We start from the raw sequence: 15,976 nt of genomic DNA, 5'->3' as shown, positions 1-15,976 counted from the left end.
GCCTGCCCCATGAAGGGATGGAAACTCTTTACCCCGTTGCTGATCCTCGCGATCGTCGCCATCACCCTCTACCTGCGCCTGCACAATCCGCCCCTGCTGTTGCAGGGCGAGGCGGACGCCACCAACGTCATCGTTTCCTCCAAGGCCAAGGGCCGGGTCCAGGTGCTGCACGTGCGGCGCGGCGACGAGGTGAAGCAGGGCGACCTGCTGATCAGCCTCGACAGCCCCGAGCTGGAAGCCCAGCTCGATGCCTTGCACGCGGCGCGCAACCAGGCCCAGGCGCAGCTCGACGAGTCGCTCCACGGTACCCGCGAGGAGAGCATCCGCGCGCTCAAGGCCAGCCTGGCACAGGCCGAGGCCGAGTTGCGCAACGCCGAGTCGGATTTCCAGCGCAACCAGCAGATGGTCGAGCGCGGCTTCCTCTCGCGGACCCAGTTCGACCTCTCGCGGCGTGAGCGCGATGTCGCCCGCGACCGCGTCGCCGAGGCGCGGGCCAATCTCGACGAAGGCCTCAAGGGCGACCGCGAGGAGCGCCGCCAGGCGTTGCAGGCCGCGGTGCGCCGGGCCGACGCGCAGATCGCCGAGCTACAGGCGCAGATCGACGACCTGCAGGTGCGCGCGCCGGTCAACGGCGAGGTCGGGCCGATCCCCGCCGAACAGGGCGAACTGATCAACGCCTACAGTCCGCTGCTGACGCTGGTGCGGCTGGACGACAGCTACTTTGTCTTCAACCTGCGCGAGGACATCCTGGCCAAGGTGCGCAAGGGCGACCGCATCGTCATGCAAGTGCCCGGCCTGGGCGGCGCCGAGGTCGAGACCGAGCTGCGCTACATCGCCCCGCTGGGTGATTTCTCGACCAGGCGCGCGACCCGCGCCACCGGCGATTTCGACCTGAAGACCTTCGAGACCCGCTTCTACCCGTTGCAGCCGACACCCGGCCTGCGCCCGGGCATGAGCGCGCTGTGGCGCTGGACGAACTGAGCGATGGCGTGGGCCGCGCTGAAGCGCAACGCCAGCCGTTTCGTCCAGGCGTTCAACACCGAGACGCGGATCGCCTGCCGCAGCTGGACCATCCACTGGCTCGGCTGGTGCTGGCCGCTGCTGCTGTTCGGCGTGATCAGCGGCGTCTACCAGGCCGGTACCCTGCTGGACATGCCGCTGGCGGTGGTCGACAAGGACCATAGCCAGCTGTCGCGCAAGCTGATCCGCGACCTCGACGCGACCTCCCACGCCCAGGTGATCACCGTTCCCGCCGGCGTCCAGGAGGGGCTCGACGCGATCCGTCGGGCCGATGCCTACGCCTTGCTCTACATCCCGCCGGACTTCGAGGCCGACGTGCTCGGCGGGCGCGCGCCGAAGGCCGAGCTGTACTACAACGCGCTGCTGTATTCGGCCGGCTACGCCGCCACCCAGGACTTCTCGGCGCTGGTCGCCAGCCTCAACGGCGAATTGCGTCCGCGCCTGGCCGCCGGGATGCCGGCGGCGCTGCCGCACCTGGCGAGCATCAGCGTGTCCTACGACAGCCTGTTCAATGCCAGCGGCAACTACATCTATTACCAGCAGTTCGCCGCCATCGTGCACCTGCTACAGCTGTTCGTGATCGTCACCATGGTCCATGTGCTGGCCCGCGAGGCGCCGGAACTGCGCGCCTCCTCGCCGCACATCCTGCGGGCCAAGGCCCTCGGCGTACGCCTGGTGGGCAAACTGGCGCCCTACACGCTGCTGTTCACCGCGCTGCTGATGCTGGAAATCTTCCTGCTGGTGGCGTTCTCCGGCGCGCGCATCAACGGCAGCCCGCTGGCGATGCTGATGATCACGCTGTTCTACGTGATCGCCGCGCAGAGCGTCGGGCTGGTGCTGTTCGTCTTCACCGCCAACCGCTTCACCGCCTATTCGCTGGTGGGCATGCTGATCGGCGTCGCCCAGACCTACTCGGGAGTGCTGATCCCGGAACTGGCGATGCCGACCCTGGCGCGGGTGATCGCCGAGGCCGAGCCGCTGACCCACACCCTGCACGGCCTGTTCGACCAGTTCCTGCGCCAGGCGCCGCCCAGTTCGGCGCTCTACACCTGCGCCAAGCTGGCGCTGTACCCGCTGATCGCCTACATGATCGCCAAGATGCGCCTGCGCAGCCGCCTGGACCTGAGCCCGATATGAAGAACTACCTGCAGATCCTCCGGGAAACCCTGAAGGCCATGCTGTCCAAGCCGATGTGGCTGATGGTCGTGGCCTCGGTGTGCATCACCTCGCTGCCGTACATGAACCACACCGCCCTCGACCTGCCGGTGGCGGTGGTCGACGAGGACCACAGCGACGTGTCGCGCGAGCTGGTCCGGCTGCTCGATTCGGCGCCGAAGGTCGCCGTGGTCGGCTACGACAGCCTGCCGCAGGCCAAGCGCGACCTGGCCTGGCGCGAGCTGTACGCGATCATCGTGATCCCGCTGAACTTCGAGAAGCGCCTGCTGCGCGGCGAGGCGCTGGTGATCCCGTACTTCGGCGACGCCACCAACCGCATGGCCAACGGCCAGATCCAGCAGGACATCTCGGCGGTCTACAGCGCGCTGACCAACCGCTACAACGCCGCCCTGCTGGAACGCGAAGGCTTCACCGCGACCCAGGCGCAGGTGGTGCTGAGCCCGCTGGTAGGGCAATTGACCGACCTGTTCAACCCCGGTATCAGCTTCGCCGCGATCGTCCTTCCGGGGCTGCTGTCGCTGATCCTGCAACACAGCCTGCTGCTCGGCTGCACCCGCGGCAACATCATGCTGCGCGGCGGCACCCCGCGCTACATGCGCCAGCCGCTGTCGACCCGCTTCGGCCGCTACAGCGCGCAACTGCTGATCTGGACCGTGCTGGCGATGCTCTTCTACGTGATCTGGCCGCACCTGCTGGGCTATCGCCAGTCGGCCTCGTTCTTCATGCTGCTGGGGATCGTCCTGCCGTTCCTGATCGCGGTGATCGCCCTCAGCGAGTTCATCGCCGAGCTGCTGCCCACCGAGGAATCGGTGTACCTGACCATGACCTTCATCACCCTGCCGCTGTTCTACATGGCCGGCTACAGCTGGCCGGAACAGGCCATGCCGGACTGGGTACGCTGGCTGGCCGACGCGATCCCCTCGACCTGGGCGATCCGCGCCATCGCCGAGATGAACCAGATGGACCTGCCGCTGCGCGAAGTCAGCGACCATGCCCTGGTGCTGCTGGGCATGGCCGCCACCTATGCGTTGCTGGGTACGCTGCTGTACCAGTACCGCAACTGGCGCTGGGACAACATCAAGGGTTGGTGAAGCGGCGCAAGGCCGGCCATACTCGGCTGGCGTTCGCACAGGGAGATGAAGGAATGTTTCGTTCGGGGCTTTCTTTGCTGGTGCTTCTGGGGCTCGCCACGCTCGGCGGGTGCGGTTCCGTCAACACGCTGGTGCGCGACGACGCCAGCGCCGCCCACGACCTGCGCCTGAAGGCGACCGCCTGCACCAGCCTGCCGCGGGTGTACAGCGGGGTCAGCTATACCTTCTGCCGGCTCAACGTGAAGACCGGGTCGCCGGTGGCGCCGGCGCAAGCCGACGGCATCCTCGAGGTGCTGGCCCTCGACTTCGCGCTGTCCGGGGTGATCGACACCCTCGCGCTGCCCTATACCTCGTACCGCCAGTACCGCGACGGCAACCTGTCCCTGGCCAACTGAGTCAGGGAATCAGCGGCAGCACGATCTCGTCGCTGCGGCTGATCCCGGCGGTCTCGCTGCGGCACAGGTCGAGGAACTCGCGCATGGTCGCGGTCTGGTACTTCTGCTTGTGCCAGATGAAGTAGAACTGCCGGCGCAGGTCCAGGCCGGGCGTTTCCACCGGCACCAGGCTGCCGCGGCGGAAAGCGTCGCGCAGGGCCAGGCGGGAAATGCAGCCGATGCCCAGGCCGGACTCCACGGCACGCTTGATCGCCTCGGTGTGCTCCAGCTCCAGGCGGATGTTCAGCGGCCGCGGGTGATGACGCATGGCCTGGTCGAAGGTCAGGCGGGTGCCGGAGCCCTGCTCGCGGAGGATCCAGGCCTCCCGCGTCAGCCGTTCCAGGTCGGCGCCGCCCCGCCGCGCCAGCGGATGCTGGGGGGCGCAGAACACCACCAGTTCGTCCTCCATCCAGGGTTGCACCTCGATGTCCGGATGCCGGCAGTCGCCCTCGATCAGGCCCAGGTCCAGCTCGTAGTGGGCGACCTGCTGCACCACCTGGGCGGTGTTGTGCACGTGCAGGCGCACCCGGCAGTCCGGCTGGCGCTGCATGAAGGCGCCGATCAGCAGCGTGGCCAGGTAGTTGCCGATGGTCAGGGTGGCACCGAGGTCGAGGGAGCCGAAGGCGGTCTTGCCGTTGAGCAGGTTCTCGATTTCCTCGCCGCGGTCGAGCAGCGCCACCGCCTGCGGCAGCAATTGGCGGCCGAGGGCATTGAGGGTCAGGCGCTTGCCGGCGCGGTCGAACAGCTTGCAGTCGAACTGCCGCTCCAGCTCGCCGAGCGAGGTGCTGGTCGCCGACTGCGACAGCGACAGCCCCTCGGCGGCGCGGGAGACGCTCTCCTGCTGGGCCACGGCGACGAACACCTCGAGCTGGCGGAGGGTGAATTTCATCCAGGCTTCCTCGTCTAGAGCGAAAGGCCCCGCGACATTTTGCCGTTCCGTCGGCGGGGTTGGCTCGGTTATCCTTGCGCCCCGTCCGCGGGAGCGATGGGAGCCCTCGGCGGCCGGCGGCCGACCGATATCGTGTTATCCCATATCCATATTCTGGATAAGCATTATCCAGACAATTCATTTTGCGGATATTTTGGCAACCGATAAAATGCCGCGCAACTGCGTCACGTCTGCTGCTGTTGGTGTGCGCCCGCGTTTTCCTAGGAGTCTTTGATGAGCAATCTGTACACCGAGCGCGTTCTCAGCGTGCACCACTGGAACGACACCCTGTTCAGCTTCAAGACCACCCGCAACCCGGGTCTGCGCTTCAAGACCGGCCAGTTCGTGATGATCGGCCTGGAAGTCGACGGTCGCCCGCTGATGCGCGCCTACAGCATTGCCAGCCCGAACTACGAAGAGCACCTGGAGTTCTTCAGCATCAAGGTCCCGGACGGCCCGCTGACCTCGCGCCTGCAGCACCTGAAGGAAGGCGACGAGCTGATGGTCAGCCGCAAGCCGACCGGCACCCTGGTGCACGACGACCTGCTGCCCGGCAAGCACCTCTACCTGCTCAGCACCGGCACCGGCATGGCGCCCTTCCTCAGCGTGATCCAGGACCCGGAAACCTACGAGCGCTACGAGAAGGTGATCCTGGTCCACGGCGTGCGCTGGGTCAGCGAACTGGCCTACGCCGACTTCATCACCAAGGTCCTGCCGGAACACGAGTACTTCGGCGACCAGGTGAAAGAGAAGCTGATCTACTACCCGCTGGTGACCCGCGAGCCGTTCCGCAACCAGGGCCGCCAGACCGACCTGATGCGCAGCGGCAAGCTGTTCGAGGACATCGGCCTGCCGCCGATGAATCCGCAGGACGACCGTGCGATGATCTGCGGCAGCCCGAGCATGCTGGAAGAGACCAGCGCCGTGCTCGATAGCTTCGGCCTGAAGATCTCGCCGCGCATGGGCGAGCCGGGCGACTACCTGATCGAGCGCGCCTTCGTCGAGAAGTAGGCCTCCGCCGCGCCTCGTCGCGCCAGGCGAAGAAAGCCCCTGCCGTATCCGCGGCAGGGGCTTTCTGCTTTCCGGCCCCCGCTCAGTGCGCCGGGTGCCGGTGCGGGTGGTCGCCGCCCACGCCTTGCAGCACCGCCTGGTCGATCTCGTCGAAGCGCAGTACCCGGCCGCCTTCCTCGGCCGCCAGGCGCGTCGCGGCCTCTTCGTCGGCGAACGAGGCGAGGGTGGCGCCCATGCCGCCCGGCCGCTGGATGCCGACCACGTAGTAGGCGCGGGTGGCGTCGATCAGGCGGGCATCGTCGGGGTGCCGCCAGTCGGCCTGGCTCATGTCGTGGACATACAGGCGCGCCTGGCCCTGGCGGTTTTCCGGTTGCAGCCACCAGCCGAACAGTTCGGCGGTGGAGCAGAACTTGCGCACCGCGCCGGGAAGCACCGCCTCGCCCTTGGGACCGGGCATTTCCTCGATGAGCATGCCGCAGACGTGGCATTCGTCGCCGCTGGCGATCGGCACCGGGCCGAGTGCCGTGGCGTCGTCCCGCGACGCATCGCAGCCGGCCAGCAGCAGGCCGAGCAGGAGCGTGCCGAGCAGAGGGCGCAGGGGGAGGGTATGACGTTGCATGGCGGAACCTCGTGAGTCAGATGGGGCGGCGGCGGAACAGGCCGTGGGCCAGCGCCAGGGCAGCGCAGGCCCAGAGGGCCAGGGCCAGCCAGAGGGCGCTGGCGGACACCGGCAGGTCGCTGGCCAGGGGAACCACCCCGCCGGCGGCGGCTGCGTCGAAGCCGGACAGGTTGATCAGCCGGTAGAGGTCGGTCGGGTTGAGCAGCAACAGCCAGGGCAGCAGCCGCGGGCTCAGGTGACCCTGGCTGAGGACCAGGATCGCCAGCAGGGCCAGGTCGAACAGCAGGACGAAGAAGAACCACAGGCCGAGCGCCTGCCCGGCGGCGCTGGATTTCTCGCTGGCGCGGCTGCTCAGGGCGTAGGCCAGGGCGAGGAACACGCAGCCGAGCAGCAGCGAGGAACCCATGAAGCGGCCGAAGGCGCCCAGCAGGATGGCCGCCTCGACCTCCGGCACCAGCGCGAGGATCGCCAGCGCCGCGCTGCCGAAGCCGATCAGGGTGGCCAGGGCGAGGATCAGGCCGTGACCGAGGAACTTGCCGAGCAGCAACTGGCCGCGCCCCAGCGGGTAGGTCAGGAGCAGCAGCAGGGTGCCGCCTTCCTCCTCGCCGACGATGGCGTCGTAGGCCAGCAGCAGGGCGATCAGCGGCATCAGGAAGGTGGCCAGGCTGGTCAGGCTGGCGACCGTCGCCGGCACCGAGGTGAAGCCGACCTGGCCGGCCGCGGCGGCGCCGAACCAGGCGATGCCCACCGAGAGCAGGGCGAACAGCAGGCTGATCGCCAGCAGCCAGCGATTGCGCAGGCCGTCGGCCAGTTCCTTGCGGGCGATGGTCCAGACTACGGGCATGGCGTGGCTCCGGCGGGGGCGGGGGCGGGGGACATGTGGTGGCGATAGAGGTCCTCCAGCGACGGCGGCAGGATTTCCAGGTCGAACTCGCGCGCGGCCAGCAGCGCTTCCAGCACGCCGTCGCGCTCGGCATCGTCCAGCAGTACCTCGATGCGCTGGTCGTCCAGTCTCCGCGCCGCCAGGCCGGCCCGGTGCCAGCGTTCGAGCCACTGCGGGTTATGCGGGCTGGCCAGGCGCACGCGGGTCGGCAGAGCCGCCTTGCGGCGCAATTCGGCGAGGCTGCCGGCCACTTGCAGGCGGCCGCCGGCGAGAATCGCGGCGCGGTCGATGTGCGTCTCGACGCCGGGTAGCACATGGGAGCAGAGGACGATCCCGGTGCCCTGGCCGCGCAGGCGGTCGAGCAATTGGTAAAGCTCGACGGTGGCCAGCGGGTCGAGGCCCACCGTCGGTTCGTCGAGCAGCAGCAGGCGCGGTTCGCCGAGCAGCGCCTGGGCCAGGCCGAGGCGCTGGCGCATGCCTTTCGAGTAGGTTTTCAGGCGCCGCCTGGCGGCATGGCCGAGGCCGACCTGTTCCAGCAGGCGCGCGGCTTCGGCCGGCGCCACGCCCTTGAGGCGGGCGAAGTGGCGCAGGGTCTCGGCGCCGCTGAGCTGCGGGTAGAAGGTCACGTTCTCCGGCAGGTAGCCGAGCTGGCGGCGCGCCTCCAGGCTCCTCGCATCGTGGCCGAGGACCCGCACGCGGCCTTCGCTGGGGGCCAGCAGGCCGAGGACCAGCTTGATGGTGGTGGTCTTGCCGGCGCCGTTGTGGCCGAGCAGGCCGAGCACCTCGCCGGGCTCCAGGCGCAGGTCGAGCCCGCTCAGGGCGGTGAGGGCGCCGTAGCGCAGGGTCGCGCCGTCGATCTCGACCAGGCTCATGGCCTCGGCTCCGCGGCGGGCATCCGCATCAGCGGATGGCTGTCGCGCACGCCGGGCGAGCGCACCACCGGGAAGGCGCGCTGGACCCAGCGCAACAGCTCGATGCTCGGGCTGTTCAACAGCAGGCGTACCTGCGGGTACAGCCAGATCAGCCGGTCGACGTTGTCGTTGGGCTCGTAGGCGACGTCGCCGAGACCGTCGTCGTCGCGGTCCCAGCCCAGGTAGTCGCTCCAGTAGTTGCCGCGGCCGTCGGCGGACCACTCCTGCTCGCGGTTGGCGACGTACTTGACCTGCTGGCGGTTGCCTATGAAGGCGTTGCCGGCGATGCGATTGTCCTCCGAGCCGGCGGTGAGGTGGATGCCCAGGGCGCTGTCGGCGAAGCTGTTGCCTTCGATGCGGTTGAACAGCGAGTTGTAGATGAACAGCGCCTTGCCCTCGGCGCCGGAGATCATCGCGTCACCGGTGCTGCCGCTGCGCACGCCCTCGACGCGGTTGCCGGCCAGGGTCGAGTAGGTGATGTAGTTCATCAGGATGCCGTAGTTCTCGTCGTCGATGGAGCGGTTGCCGGTCACGGTCAGCTTGCGGCTCTGCATCAGCGCGTAGCCGGTGCGGGTGCGCCGGGTCAGGTTGTCGATCACCCGGCTGTTGTGGGTGAACATGTAGTGCACGCCGTAGCGCAGCTCCTCGAAGCGGTTGGCTTCGATGCTGCTGTCGTTGGAAGTGTCGATGTAGACCCCGTCGCGGGTGTGGCTGACCCGGTTGCCGCGGACCAGGGCGTCCTTCACCGCATAGAGGTGGATGCCGTTGCCGCGATCCTGGGAGCGCACGCTTTCGTCGCCCTCGATGCGGTTGTCGAGCACCTGCGCGCCCGCCGTGGCGTCGAGCCAGACGCCGAAGCCCGCGCCGCGCAGGTCGTTGCCGCGGATCACGGCGCCGCTGGCGGCCTTGCCGACGAAGATCGCGGCGTCGAGTTCGGTCAGGTTGCGCCCCCAGTTGCGCAGCCGGCAGCCCTCGACGGTGATCCCGGGGCTGGTCAGGGTCAGCAGGCTGCCGTGGCCGCCGCCGTCCAGTTCGGCGCCGGCCTCGCAGCGCAGGTGCAGCGGTCGGTCGATGACGAAGTTGCCGGCGTAGCGGCCCGCCGCCAGGCTCCAGCGGCCATTGCCGTCGGCCCGCAGCGGCAGGCCGTCGACCGGCTCCGCGCGGGCCGTGGCGAGGCCGAGCAGGAGCAGGGCGAGGAGCGGCCCCGCCCGGCGCCCGGCCATCGACCGCGCTGAGTGGATCAAGCCTTTTCCACCAGCATCCGCCCGCACATTTCCATGTGCAGGGCGTGGCAGAACCAGCTGCAGTAGTACCAGTGCACCCCGGGCTTATCGGCGACGAAGGTGATCGACGAGGTCTGTTGCGGGCTGATCTCCATGCAGACGCCGTGGTTGACCATGACGAAGCCGTGGGTCACGTCCTCGATCTCGTCGAGGTTGGTGATGGTCACGGTGACTTCGTCGCCCTGCTTCACCTTGAACTCGGTGAGGCCGAAGGAGGGCGCCATCGAGACCATGTAGACGCGGACCTTGTTGCCCTCGCGGATGACCTTGTTGTCCTTCATCAGGTCGATGCCGTCCTTTTCAGCGCGCTTGACCGTCTCGGCGAAGAACGGGTCCTTGCGGTCCCAGATCTTGCGGGTCTTGATCTGGTCGCGGCGGGCGAGGATGCAATCGTGCGGTTCGGCGAAGGTCGGGCCGTCGTGGACCAGCTTCATTTCCTCGCCGGAAATGTCGATCAACTGGTCGTTCTCCGGGTGCAGCGGACCGGTGGGCAGGAAGCGGTCCTTGGAGAACTTGCTGAGCACCACGATCCACTTGCCGTCGGCTTCGCTGGTCTCGCACAGGGTGGCGTGGTTGTGCCCCGGCTGGTACTGCACGTCGAGTTTCTGGCGGATGTAGTCGACCTTCTCGCCCTTGTAGGCGCGCACCGCGTCGGCCAGGTTCCACTTCACCAACTGGCTGTCGATGAACAGCGTGGTGTAGGCGTTGCCTCGGCCATCGAAGGTGGTGTGCAGCGGGCCGAGGCCCAGTTCCGGCTCGCCCACCACCACGTCGCGCGGGTCGGCCAGCTTGCCGGCGAACAGGTCGCCGAGGCGCTCGATGGCGATCATGGTGCAGGTCGGCGAGAGCTTGCCGTTGGCGATGAAGTACTTGCCGTCCGGCGAGGTGTTCAGCCCGTGGGGGTTCTTCGGTACCGGGATGTAGCGGGTCACCGGGCTGTCCTTGCCGTCCTTGCGCCGGCCGTCGACCACCGGCACCTTCGAGTCGCCGAGGGTGACGAAGCGCTTCGCCTTGATCTCGGCCTCGATGCGCGGGATGTCGAACACCACCACCCAGTCGCGCTCGTTGCGCATCATGCCGCCGAGGTCGACGGCCTTCTCCGAGTTGTAGCAGGTGGAGGCGGCGAACCTGCCGCTGTAGTCCATGTCGGTGTTGTCGAGGTTGCCGTCGACGATCACCTGCCAGGCCACTTCCATGGTCTCGGCGTCGATGGCGTTGTACAGGGTGAAGGCGTTGTCGCCGGACAGGTCGAAGGTCGAGCCGTCGTTGGGATGGGGGATGATGAACTCGGCGTTGCAGAACACGTAGCGGGTATGCGGCACCTTTTGCAGGCGCAGGCCGTGGATCGCCTGGACGTTGGGAATGGTGACGATGCGGTCGCATTTCATGACGTCCAGGCGGATGCGCGCGACCCGGCTGTTGGCCTTGTCGTTGATGAACAGGTACTTGCCGTCGTACTTGCCGTCGGTCATCGAGATGTGCGGATGGTGGCAGTCGCCGTTGAGGAAGCGCGCGCTGTCGCCGAGGACCCGCTTGCTCTCGTTGGTCAGGCCCCAGCCGGTGGCCGAGTCGACGTTGAACACCGGGATGCGCATCAGCTCGCGCATCGACGGCACGCCGAGCACGCGTACTTCGCCGGAATGTCCGCCGCTCCAGAACCCGTAGTACTCATCCAGTTCGCCGGGGGCGACCTCGGCCTTGCTGCGCTCGCCCTTGCCCGCGGCCCGGGCCTCGCGGCCGACCACCGCGCTGCCCAGGGCGCTGGCGCCAACCAGGGCGGCGGCGCCGGTCAGCGCCGAGGCGCCGAGGAAGCCGCGGCGGTTCAGGCCGTGGGTTTCTTCGTGGGGGCTTTTCGTGTCGTCGCTCATCTCGTGTGGTCCTCAAGGGCAGTCAGGGGAAAGGGAGCCAGGTCAGAGGTTCTCCGCGGGTATCCGCGCGCTGTCCGCCGGCGCGCTCTTCGCGCGCTTCTTGCGCTTGTTCACCAGCGGCGGGCACTTGTCCTGGTCGTGGTAGGTCATCTGGCAGTCGAGGCAGTAGTGGCATTCGTTGGCCTCGATGCGGCCGTCGGGATGGATCGCCTGGATCTCGCATTCGCGGGCACAGAGCTGGCAGGGCCTGCCGCATTCCGCGCGGCGCTTGAGCCAGTCGAACAGGCGCGCCTTGGCCGGGATCGCCAGGGCCGCGCCCAGCGGGCAGAGGTAGCGGCAATAGACCTTGCGGGTGAACAGGTTGACCACCAGCAGCGCGACGGCGTAGGCGACGAACCACCACTGGCGGTCGAAGCCGAGGGTGATGGCGGTCTTGAACGGCTCCACCTCCGCGGCCTGCTCGGCCAGCGCCAGGGATTCCAGGGAGAGACCGAAGAGCGCCAGCAGGATGATGTACTTGATCGCCCAGAGCCGCTCGTGTACGGCGAACGGCACCTGGAACTGCGGCACGCGGAGCTTGCGCGCGAGTTCGTTGAGCAGTTCCTGCAGCGCGCCGAACGGGCACAGCCAGCCGCAGAACACGCCGCGGCCCCAGAGCAGCAGGCTGGCTGCGGTGAAGGTCCAGAGGATGAACAGCAGCGGGTCGCTGAGGAACAGCTCCCAGCGGAAGCCTTCGAACAGCGCGTGGACGAAGGTCAGCACGTTGACCACCGATAGCTGGCCGAGGCTGTACCAGCCCAGGTAGACCAGGGTGAACGCCAGGTAGCCGGTGCGCAGTCGCTGCATCAGGCGCGGCCGTTGCACCAGGCGGTCCTGGAGGAAGAGGATCGCCAGGAGCAGGACGAGGGCGGTACAGAGGACCCCGATCTGGAAACTCTTCTGGTACCAGACCCGCAGCCACAGCGGCCGGGCGGCCTCTTCCAGGGCGGCCAGTTCCTCGGCCGTTGGCTGCGGCCGCTCCAGGTATTCCTCGGGCGTCTGGCAGGCCAGCTCGAAGCTGGTGAATACCCCCGCCACCGGGCCGGTCTGGCGCCGCACCAGCAACTCCAGGGTCCAGGGCGAGCCCGGATCGAAACGCTGGCTGGCGCGGGCGACGAAGATCGCCATCTCGCGGAACTCCGGCATGCCTTCGGCGTAGACGTCCGACAGGCGTTGGTAGTCGAGGTCGCGGAAGCTGATGATGTCGCCGAACTGGCGCAGTTGGACCCGATCGAAGATGCCGCCGCGCACGTAGCCGGAACCCTTGAAGGAATACTCGCCGTCGCCGAGCACGACGAAGGCGTATTCGCCTGGCTTCAGCGACGCCATCAGTTCGCGGTACTGGTTGTCGCCGAGCAGGCTGCGGCCCACCGCGGGAGGGTTGAGCAGGGCGCTGTAGAGATCGATGAACGGCTCGTCGCGGTGCGCCGCGTCGGCTTCGCCGATGCCTTCGGCCTCGCTGCCCTTGAAGGCGTCGTCGATCTGCCCGCGACTCAACTGCAGGCGGCGGATCGCGCCGTTGCCGAGCAATTCGCTCCAGCTCGCCGTCGCTGCCGGCTGCTGGCGCACCTGCGCCGGCTTGGGCCGCACATTGCCGCGGTCCTGGATCAGGCCGAGGGCAACCGCCACCGTATGCGCGGCGCGCATGACGATCTCGTTGACCACCATCACCGTCACCGTGGCGCCGCTCACCGCGTCGACGGTAACCGCCTGCGGGTCGCTGGAGCGGCCGACCACCACCCGCTGGTCGGCGCGCACGCCGTCGTACCTGGCGCTGAAGGCGTGCAGCTTCTCTTCCGGGATGCCGATCAGCAGGATCGGTTCGTGGTGTTCGAGGACGTAGGCGTCGCGGATAACCGCCTGCGGATCGAGGATCACCTGCAGGTTGATCGGCTTGCCGGAGTAGGCCGGGATGTCGGTGACGCTGAGGGTCTGGAAGGCGTAGCCGAGGGTTTCCTCGCCCTTGCTCAGGCGGCGTACGCCGTAGTCGCCTTCGGGGTCGCCGATCCGCTCGACCGCGGGGAATACCTGGGCGATGCGCAGACGCTCCAACTCGCTGAGTTCGGCACCCTGGGCGGCGAGGCCGACCAGCAGGAGCATCCAGGCGAAGACACACCGCCACGATCCGGCGGAAAAACGAAGGGCGCGCATAGGTTCCATCTACTACTGGCTACCGGCGAAAAAAGGGACGCCGCGCTGCGGTGGGGTCTGCGCCTGGCGGTGGAATCGCTTCCGTTGCCGGATGCTAGGAGGTGCGGGGGCGGAACGCGCTTGATGAAAGTCAAGAAGTGGAGATGAGGAGCCAGCGAGGTTGCTGGCACTCAGTGTACCGAGTCGCCCCTCTCCCTTCAGGGAGAGGGGGAGAGGGCTGCCCGAGGCTCAGGCCAGGCGCTGCCCGGATACCGCCGGATGGTACAGCGGCTGCACCTTGTTGCCCGCCGGGTCGAGCAGGTGGAAGCTGCGCGCGCCGTCGCCGTGGTCGAAGGGTTGGTCGAGCAGGGTCACGCCCAGCGCCTTCAGGTAACGGTACCAGGCTTCCAGTTCCTCCACGCTGTCGACGACGAAGCCGTAGTGATCCATGGTCTGCAGGCCGTTGCTGGCGGCGTGGGCGCGGCCGAGGGAAAGGTTGTCGTTGCCGCAGGTGAGATACACCAGGTCTTCGTTGGCGCGGTTCAGCACTTCCATGCCCAGCACGTCGATATAGAAGCGCTCGCATTCTTCCAGGTTGGGCACCAGCAGGGCGAGGTGACGCAGGCCGTTGAGGCGGGAGGGGCGGGCAGGGCGGTCGGACATGGGTTTGCTTCCTTTTTTGTATACAATAATTTTGTAAATCTAAAACAAAAGGAAGTTTCCGTGTACTGCATCTTTATCAAGACCCGCCTCAGGGCCGGCTGCGCCGAGGCTTTCATCGATGCCATCCAGGTCAACGCCGCCGCTTCCGTGTCCACCGAGCCCGGCTGCCTGGTGTTCGACGTTTCCCGCGACCGACAGGACCCTGACCTGGTCTATCTCTACGAGATCTATCGCGATGACGCGGCCTACGAGGCGCACACCCGCACCGCGCATTTCCGCGACAGCCGGCCGTTGGTCGAGCCGCTGATCCTCGAACAGGAAGTCTTCGAAAGCGACGCGCTGGCGCTCAATCCGCTGCGCTGAGAAGGCTCAGTCGCCGCGGGCGACGTCCAGCACGCGGATCAGGTCCGGGCGCGGGTAGTGCCAATGCACGTCGAGGTCCCACAGGCGCACCCCGTAGCGGCGCCCGGGCTCCGGCTTCTGGTAGGCCGGACGCGGGTCCTGGGCCAGGCATTGCTCGATCAGCTCGGCCACCGGCTGCCGCAACCGCTGGCCGTGCTCATGGGCCTGGCGCCGCGCCTGCTCGCTCCACTCCACCGCGATGCCCGGCGGCGGCGCGTCGGCGATGCCGTTGCGGGCGTCGGCCACGGCGTCGGCGTAGGGTACGTAGGGCTTGATATCGAGTACCGGGGTGCCGTCGAGCAGGTCGATTCCGGACAGCCACAGGCGCCCCGCTTCGAAGCCCTCCAGGCGCACCACCGACTGGCCGATGCCGTTCGGCCGATGGGTGGCGCGGGTGGCGAAGACTCCCAGCGAGCGGTTGCCGCCCAGGCGCGGCGGGCGCACCTTCAGCCGCGGCTTGTCTTCCAGGGCCTGGTGGAAGAGGAACAGCAGCCAGACATGGCTGACCTGCTCCAGGCCTTCCAGCGCTTCCGCCTGGTCGAACGGCGGCAGCAGTTCCAGGGTCCCCCGCGCCGCCGGCGCGAGCAGCGGCTGGCGCGGGATGGCGAACTTCTCCATGAAGCAGGAGCGGATGTAGCCGATGGGAGAAACGCTGTGGGTCATGGCGGGACGAGGCGAGCGGTCGGGGGCGTCATGTTACCCGGATTGGCGGCGCTCAGAGATGAAAACCGCCGTCGATGGGGATCACGTTGCCGGTCATGTAGGCGCCGGCGGTGCCGGCCAGGCTGATCGCCAGCGCCGCCATCTCCTCCGGGCGACCCCAGCGGCCCATGGGAATCGACGCGCTGTCCGCCTCCAGTGCCTGCGGGTCATTGGCGATGTGACGGGTCATGCGGCTCGGGAAGCGTCCGGGAGCGATCACGTTGACATTGATGTGCTCGCCGACCAGTTCCTTCGCCAGCATCCGCGACAGTTGATGCAGCGCGGCCTTGCTCGGCCCGTAGGCATAGGCTTGTTCGCCCATGGCGCTGATGCCCGCCACCGAGCCGATGTTGATCACTCGCGCCGGATTTTCCGCGCTGGCCGAGCGGCGCAGCAGCGGCAGCAGTTGCTGGATGCAGGAAAACACCGAGGTGACATTGAGCTGCATGACCTTTTCCCAGCCGGACACCGGATAGCTTTCCAGCGCTGCGCCCCAACTGGTGCCGGCGTTGTTCACCAGGATATCCAGCCGCGCGCTGAGTTCGCCGAGCGCCTGCGCCAGGCGCCGGGCACCGGCTTCGCTGGAAAGGTCGGCGGGGATCGCCTGGCAATCGCCGTAGGCCGAGAGGCGTGTGGCGGTGTCGGCGCAGGCCTCTGCGTCACGTGCGCAGATGAAGACGCGGGCGCCGGCTTCGAGAAGACCCTGGGCGATCATCTGGCCGATGCCGCGGCTGCCGCCGGTGACCAGGGCGACGCGACCGGCGAGGCTGAAATAGGGATGCATGGGAAACACTCCGGGCTGGGCAGGGGTGACCA

16 protein-coding genes are annotated in these 15,976 nt (G+C 67.8%); 6 read left to right on the top strand and 10 right to left on the bottom strand.

Annotation, left to right across the window (positions count from 1 at the left end; translation table 11 throughout):
- Positions 1-9: 9 nt before the first annotated feature.
- Genes HMPREF2924_RS09175 through HMPREF2924_RS09160 form a run of 4 tightly spaced genes read left to right on the top strand, consistent with a single transcriptional unit; the run spans position 10 to position 3,682 of the window.
- On the top strand, positions 10-981 hold the full coding sequence (locus tag HMPREF2924_RS09175; RefSeq protein WP_003091837.1) for an HlyD family secretion protein: 972 nt from the start codon (positions 10-12) through the stop codon (positions 979-981).
- Between the two features lie 3 nt (positions 982-984).
- Positions 985-2,157 carry an ABC transporter permease gene (locus HMPREF2924_RS09170; RefSeq protein ID WP_003130238.1) on the top strand — a complete coding sequence of 391 codons (1,173 nt, stop codon included), beginning with the start codon at positions 985-987 and terminating at the stop codon, positions 2,155-2,157.
- A complete protein-coding gene (locus HMPREF2924_RS09165) occupies positions 2,154-3,287 on the top strand; it encodes an ABC transporter permease (RefSeq protein WP_003130239.1) in 1,134 nt (377 codons plus the stop codon). Before HMPREF2924_RS09170 ends, HMPREF2924_RS09165 begins: the two co-directional genes overlap by 4 nt.
- Before the next feature lie 53 nt (positions 3,288-3,340).
- Complete coding sequence (locus HMPREF2924_RS09160; RefSeq protein WP_003098676.1) at positions 3,341-3,682, top strand: YceK/YidQ family lipoprotein; 342 nt, start codon at positions 3,341-3,343, stop codon at positions 3,680-3,682.
- Position 3,683: 1 nt separating this feature from the next.
- Here HMPREF2924_RS09160 and HMPREF2924_RS09155 read toward each other — a convergent pair whose 3' ends face one another.
- Positions 3,684-4,610 (bottom strand): LysR family transcriptional regulator, encoded by a 927-nt coding sequence (locus HMPREF2924_RS09155; RefSeq protein ID WP_003091833.1) that lies wholly within the window; start codon positions 4,608-4,610, stop codon positions 3,684-3,686.
- Between the two features lie 273 nt (positions 4,611-4,883).
- Here HMPREF2924_RS09155 and fpr point away from each other — a divergent pair, with 273 nt between their 5' ends.
- Positions 4,884-5,660: a ferredoxin-NADP reductase gene (fpr, locus tag HMPREF2924_RS09150; RefSeq protein ID WP_003091832.1), complete on the top strand. Its 777-nt coding sequence runs from the start codon at positions 4,884-4,886 to the stop codon at positions 5,658-5,660.
- Between the two features lie 82 nt (positions 5,661-5,742).
- Here the strand turns inward: fpr and HMPREF2924_RS09145 are convergent, their stop codons facing one another.
- The 7 genes from HMPREF2924_RS09145 to HMPREF2924_RS09115 form a co-directional block, all read right to left on the bottom strand.
- A complete protein-coding gene (locus HMPREF2924_RS09145; protein ID WP_003091829.1) occupies positions 5,743-6,279 on the bottom strand; it encodes a nitrous oxide reductase accessory protein NosL in 537 nt (178 codons plus the stop codon).
- A 16-nt stretch (positions 6,280-6,295) separates the two neighbouring features.
- Positions 6,296-7,123 carry an ABC transporter permease gene (locus tag HMPREF2924_RS09140; RefSeq protein ID WP_003098680.1) on the bottom strand — a complete coding sequence of 276 codons (828 nt, stop codon included), beginning with the start codon at positions 7,121-7,123 and terminating at the stop codon, positions 6,296-6,298.
- Positions 7,114-8,034 carry an ABC transporter ATP-binding protein gene (locus tag HMPREF2924_RS09135; RefSeq protein ID WP_003130240.1) on the bottom strand — a complete coding sequence of 307 codons (921 nt, stop codon included), beginning with the start codon at positions 8,032-8,034 and terminating at the stop codon, positions 7,114-7,116. The genes HMPREF2924_RS09140 and HMPREF2924_RS09135 overlap by 10 nt, the downstream gene beginning before the upstream one ends.
- On the bottom strand, positions 8,031-9,317 hold the full coding sequence (locus HMPREF2924_RS09130) for a nitrous oxide reductase family maturation protein NosD (RefSeq protein WP_003130242.1): 1,287 nt from the start codon (positions 9,315-9,317) through the stop codon (positions 8,031-8,033). The genes HMPREF2924_RS09135 and HMPREF2924_RS09130 overlap by 4 nt, the downstream gene beginning before the upstream one ends.
- Complete coding sequence (gene nosZ, locus HMPREF2924_RS09125) at positions 9,314-11,224, bottom strand: TAT-dependent nitrous-oxide reductase (RefSeq protein ID WP_003098686.1); 1,911 nt, start codon at positions 11,222-11,224, stop codon at positions 9,314-9,316. Before nosZ ends, HMPREF2924_RS09130 begins: the two co-directional genes overlap by 4 nt.
- Positions 11,225-11,266: 42 nt before the next feature.
- Positions 11,267-13,414, bottom strand: a complete 2,148-nt coding sequence (gene nosR, locus HMPREF2924_RS09120; RefSeq protein ID WP_023094569.1) for a transcriptional regulator NosR — start codon at positions 13,412-13,414, stop codon at positions 11,267-11,269.
- 228 nt (positions 13,415-13,642) lie between these two features.
- A complete protein-coding gene (locus HMPREF2924_RS09115; RefSeq protein WP_003130247.1) occupies positions 13,643-14,056 on the bottom strand; it encodes a VOC family protein in 414 nt (137 codons plus the stop codon).
- A gap of 60 nt (positions 14,057-14,116) precedes the next feature.
- On the opposite strand from HMPREF2924_RS09115, the gene HMPREF2924_RS09110 reads away from it, so the two are divergent.
- Positions 14,117-14,419 (top strand): heme-binding protein, encoded by a 303-nt coding sequence (locus HMPREF2924_RS09110; RefSeq protein ID WP_003130248.1) that lies wholly within the window; start codon positions 14,117-14,119, stop codon positions 14,417-14,419.
- Between the two features lie 6 nt (positions 14,420-14,425).
- On the opposite strand, the gene tsaA is transcribed toward HMPREF2924_RS09110, so the two are convergent.
- Both tsaA and rhlG read right to left on the bottom strand, forming a co-directional pair.
- Positions 14,426-15,121 (bottom strand): tRNA (N6-threonylcarbamoyladenosine(37)-N6)-methyltransferase TrmO, encoded by a 696-nt coding sequence (gene tsaA, locus HMPREF2924_RS09105; RefSeq protein WP_003091808.1) that lies wholly within the window; start codon positions 15,119-15,121, stop codon positions 14,426-14,428.
- A gap of 52 nt (positions 15,122-15,173) precedes the next feature.
- Positions 15,174-15,944 (bottom strand): 3-oxoacyl-ACP reductase RhlG, encoded by a 771-nt coding sequence (gene rhlG / locus HMPREF2924_RS09100; protein WP_003091805.1) that lies wholly within the window; start codon positions 15,942-15,944, stop codon positions 15,174-15,176.
- Between the last annotated feature and the right edge of the window lie 32 nt (positions 15,945-15,976).

The sequence above is a fragment of the Pseudomonas sp. HMSC063H08 genome (assembly GCF_001813645.1).
Classification (GTDB): domain Bacteria; phylum Pseudomonadota; class Gammaproteobacteria; order Pseudomonadales; family Pseudomonadaceae; genus Pseudomonas; species Pseudomonas aeruginosa.
The sequence above is the reverse complement of the archived record's forward strand: the minus strand, read 5'-3'. Positions and strand labels throughout refer to the sequence as shown.

What these genes read in the sequence shown, in the direction of transcription:
- HMPREF2924_RS09175 (WP_003091837.1), top strand. Translation starts at nt 10, where the DNA reads ATGAAGGGATGGAAACTCTTTACCCCGTTGCTGATCCTCGCGATCGTC.
- HMPREF2924_RS09170 (WP_003130238.1), top strand. Translation starts at nt 985, where the DNA reads ATGGCGTGGGCCGCGCTGAAGCGCAACGCCAGCCGTTTCGTCCAGGCG.
- HMPREF2924_RS09165 (WP_003130239.1), top strand. Translation starts at nt 2,154, where the DNA reads ATGAAGAACTACCTGCAGATCCTCCGGGAAACCCTGAAGGCCATGCTG.
- HMPREF2924_RS09160 (WP_003098676.1), top strand. Translation starts at nt 3,341, where the DNA reads ATGTTTCGTTCGGGGCTTTCTTTGCTGGTGCTTCTGGGGCTCGCCACG.
- HMPREF2924_RS09155 (WP_003091833.1), bottom strand. Translation starts at nt 4,610, where the DNA reads ATGAAATTCACCCTCCGCCAGCTCGAGGTGTTCGTCGCCGTGGCCCAG.
- fpr (WP_003091832.1), top strand. Translation starts at nt 4,884, where the DNA reads ATGAGCAATCTGTACACCGAGCGCGTTCTCAGCGTGCACCACTGGAAC.
- HMPREF2924_RS09145 (WP_003091829.1), bottom strand. Translation starts at nt 6,279, where the DNA reads ATGCAACGTCATACCCTCCCCCTGCGCCCTCTGCTCGGCACGCTCCTG.
- HMPREF2924_RS09140 (WP_003098680.1), bottom strand. Translation starts at nt 7,123, where the DNA reads ATGCCCGTAGTCTGGACCATCGCCCGCAAGGAACTGGCCGACGGCCTG.
- HMPREF2924_RS09135 (WP_003130240.1), bottom strand. Translation starts at nt 8,034, where the DNA reads ATGAGCCTGGTCGAGATCGACGGCGCGACCCTGCGCTACGGCGCCCTC.
- nosZ (WP_003098686.1), bottom strand. Translation starts at nt 11,224, where the DNA reads ATGAGCGACGACACGAAAAGCCCCCACGAAGAAACCCACGGCCTGAAC.
- nosR (WP_023094569.1), bottom strand. Translation starts at nt 13,414, where the DNA reads ATGCGCGCCCTTCGTTTTTCCGCCGGATCGTGGCGGTGTGTCTTCGCC.
- HMPREF2924_RS09115 (WP_003130247.1), bottom strand. Translation starts at nt 14,056, where the DNA reads ATGTCCGACCGCCCTGCCCGCCCCTCCCGCCTCAACGGCCTGCGTCAC.
- tsaA (WP_003091808.1), bottom strand. Translation starts at nt 15,121, where the DNA reads ATGACCCACAGCGTTTCTCCCATCGGCTACATCCGCTCCTGCTTCATG.
- rhlG (WP_003091805.1), bottom strand. Translation starts at nt 15,944, where the DNA reads ATGCATCCCTATTTCAGCCTCGCCGGTCGCGTCGCCCTGGTCACCGGC.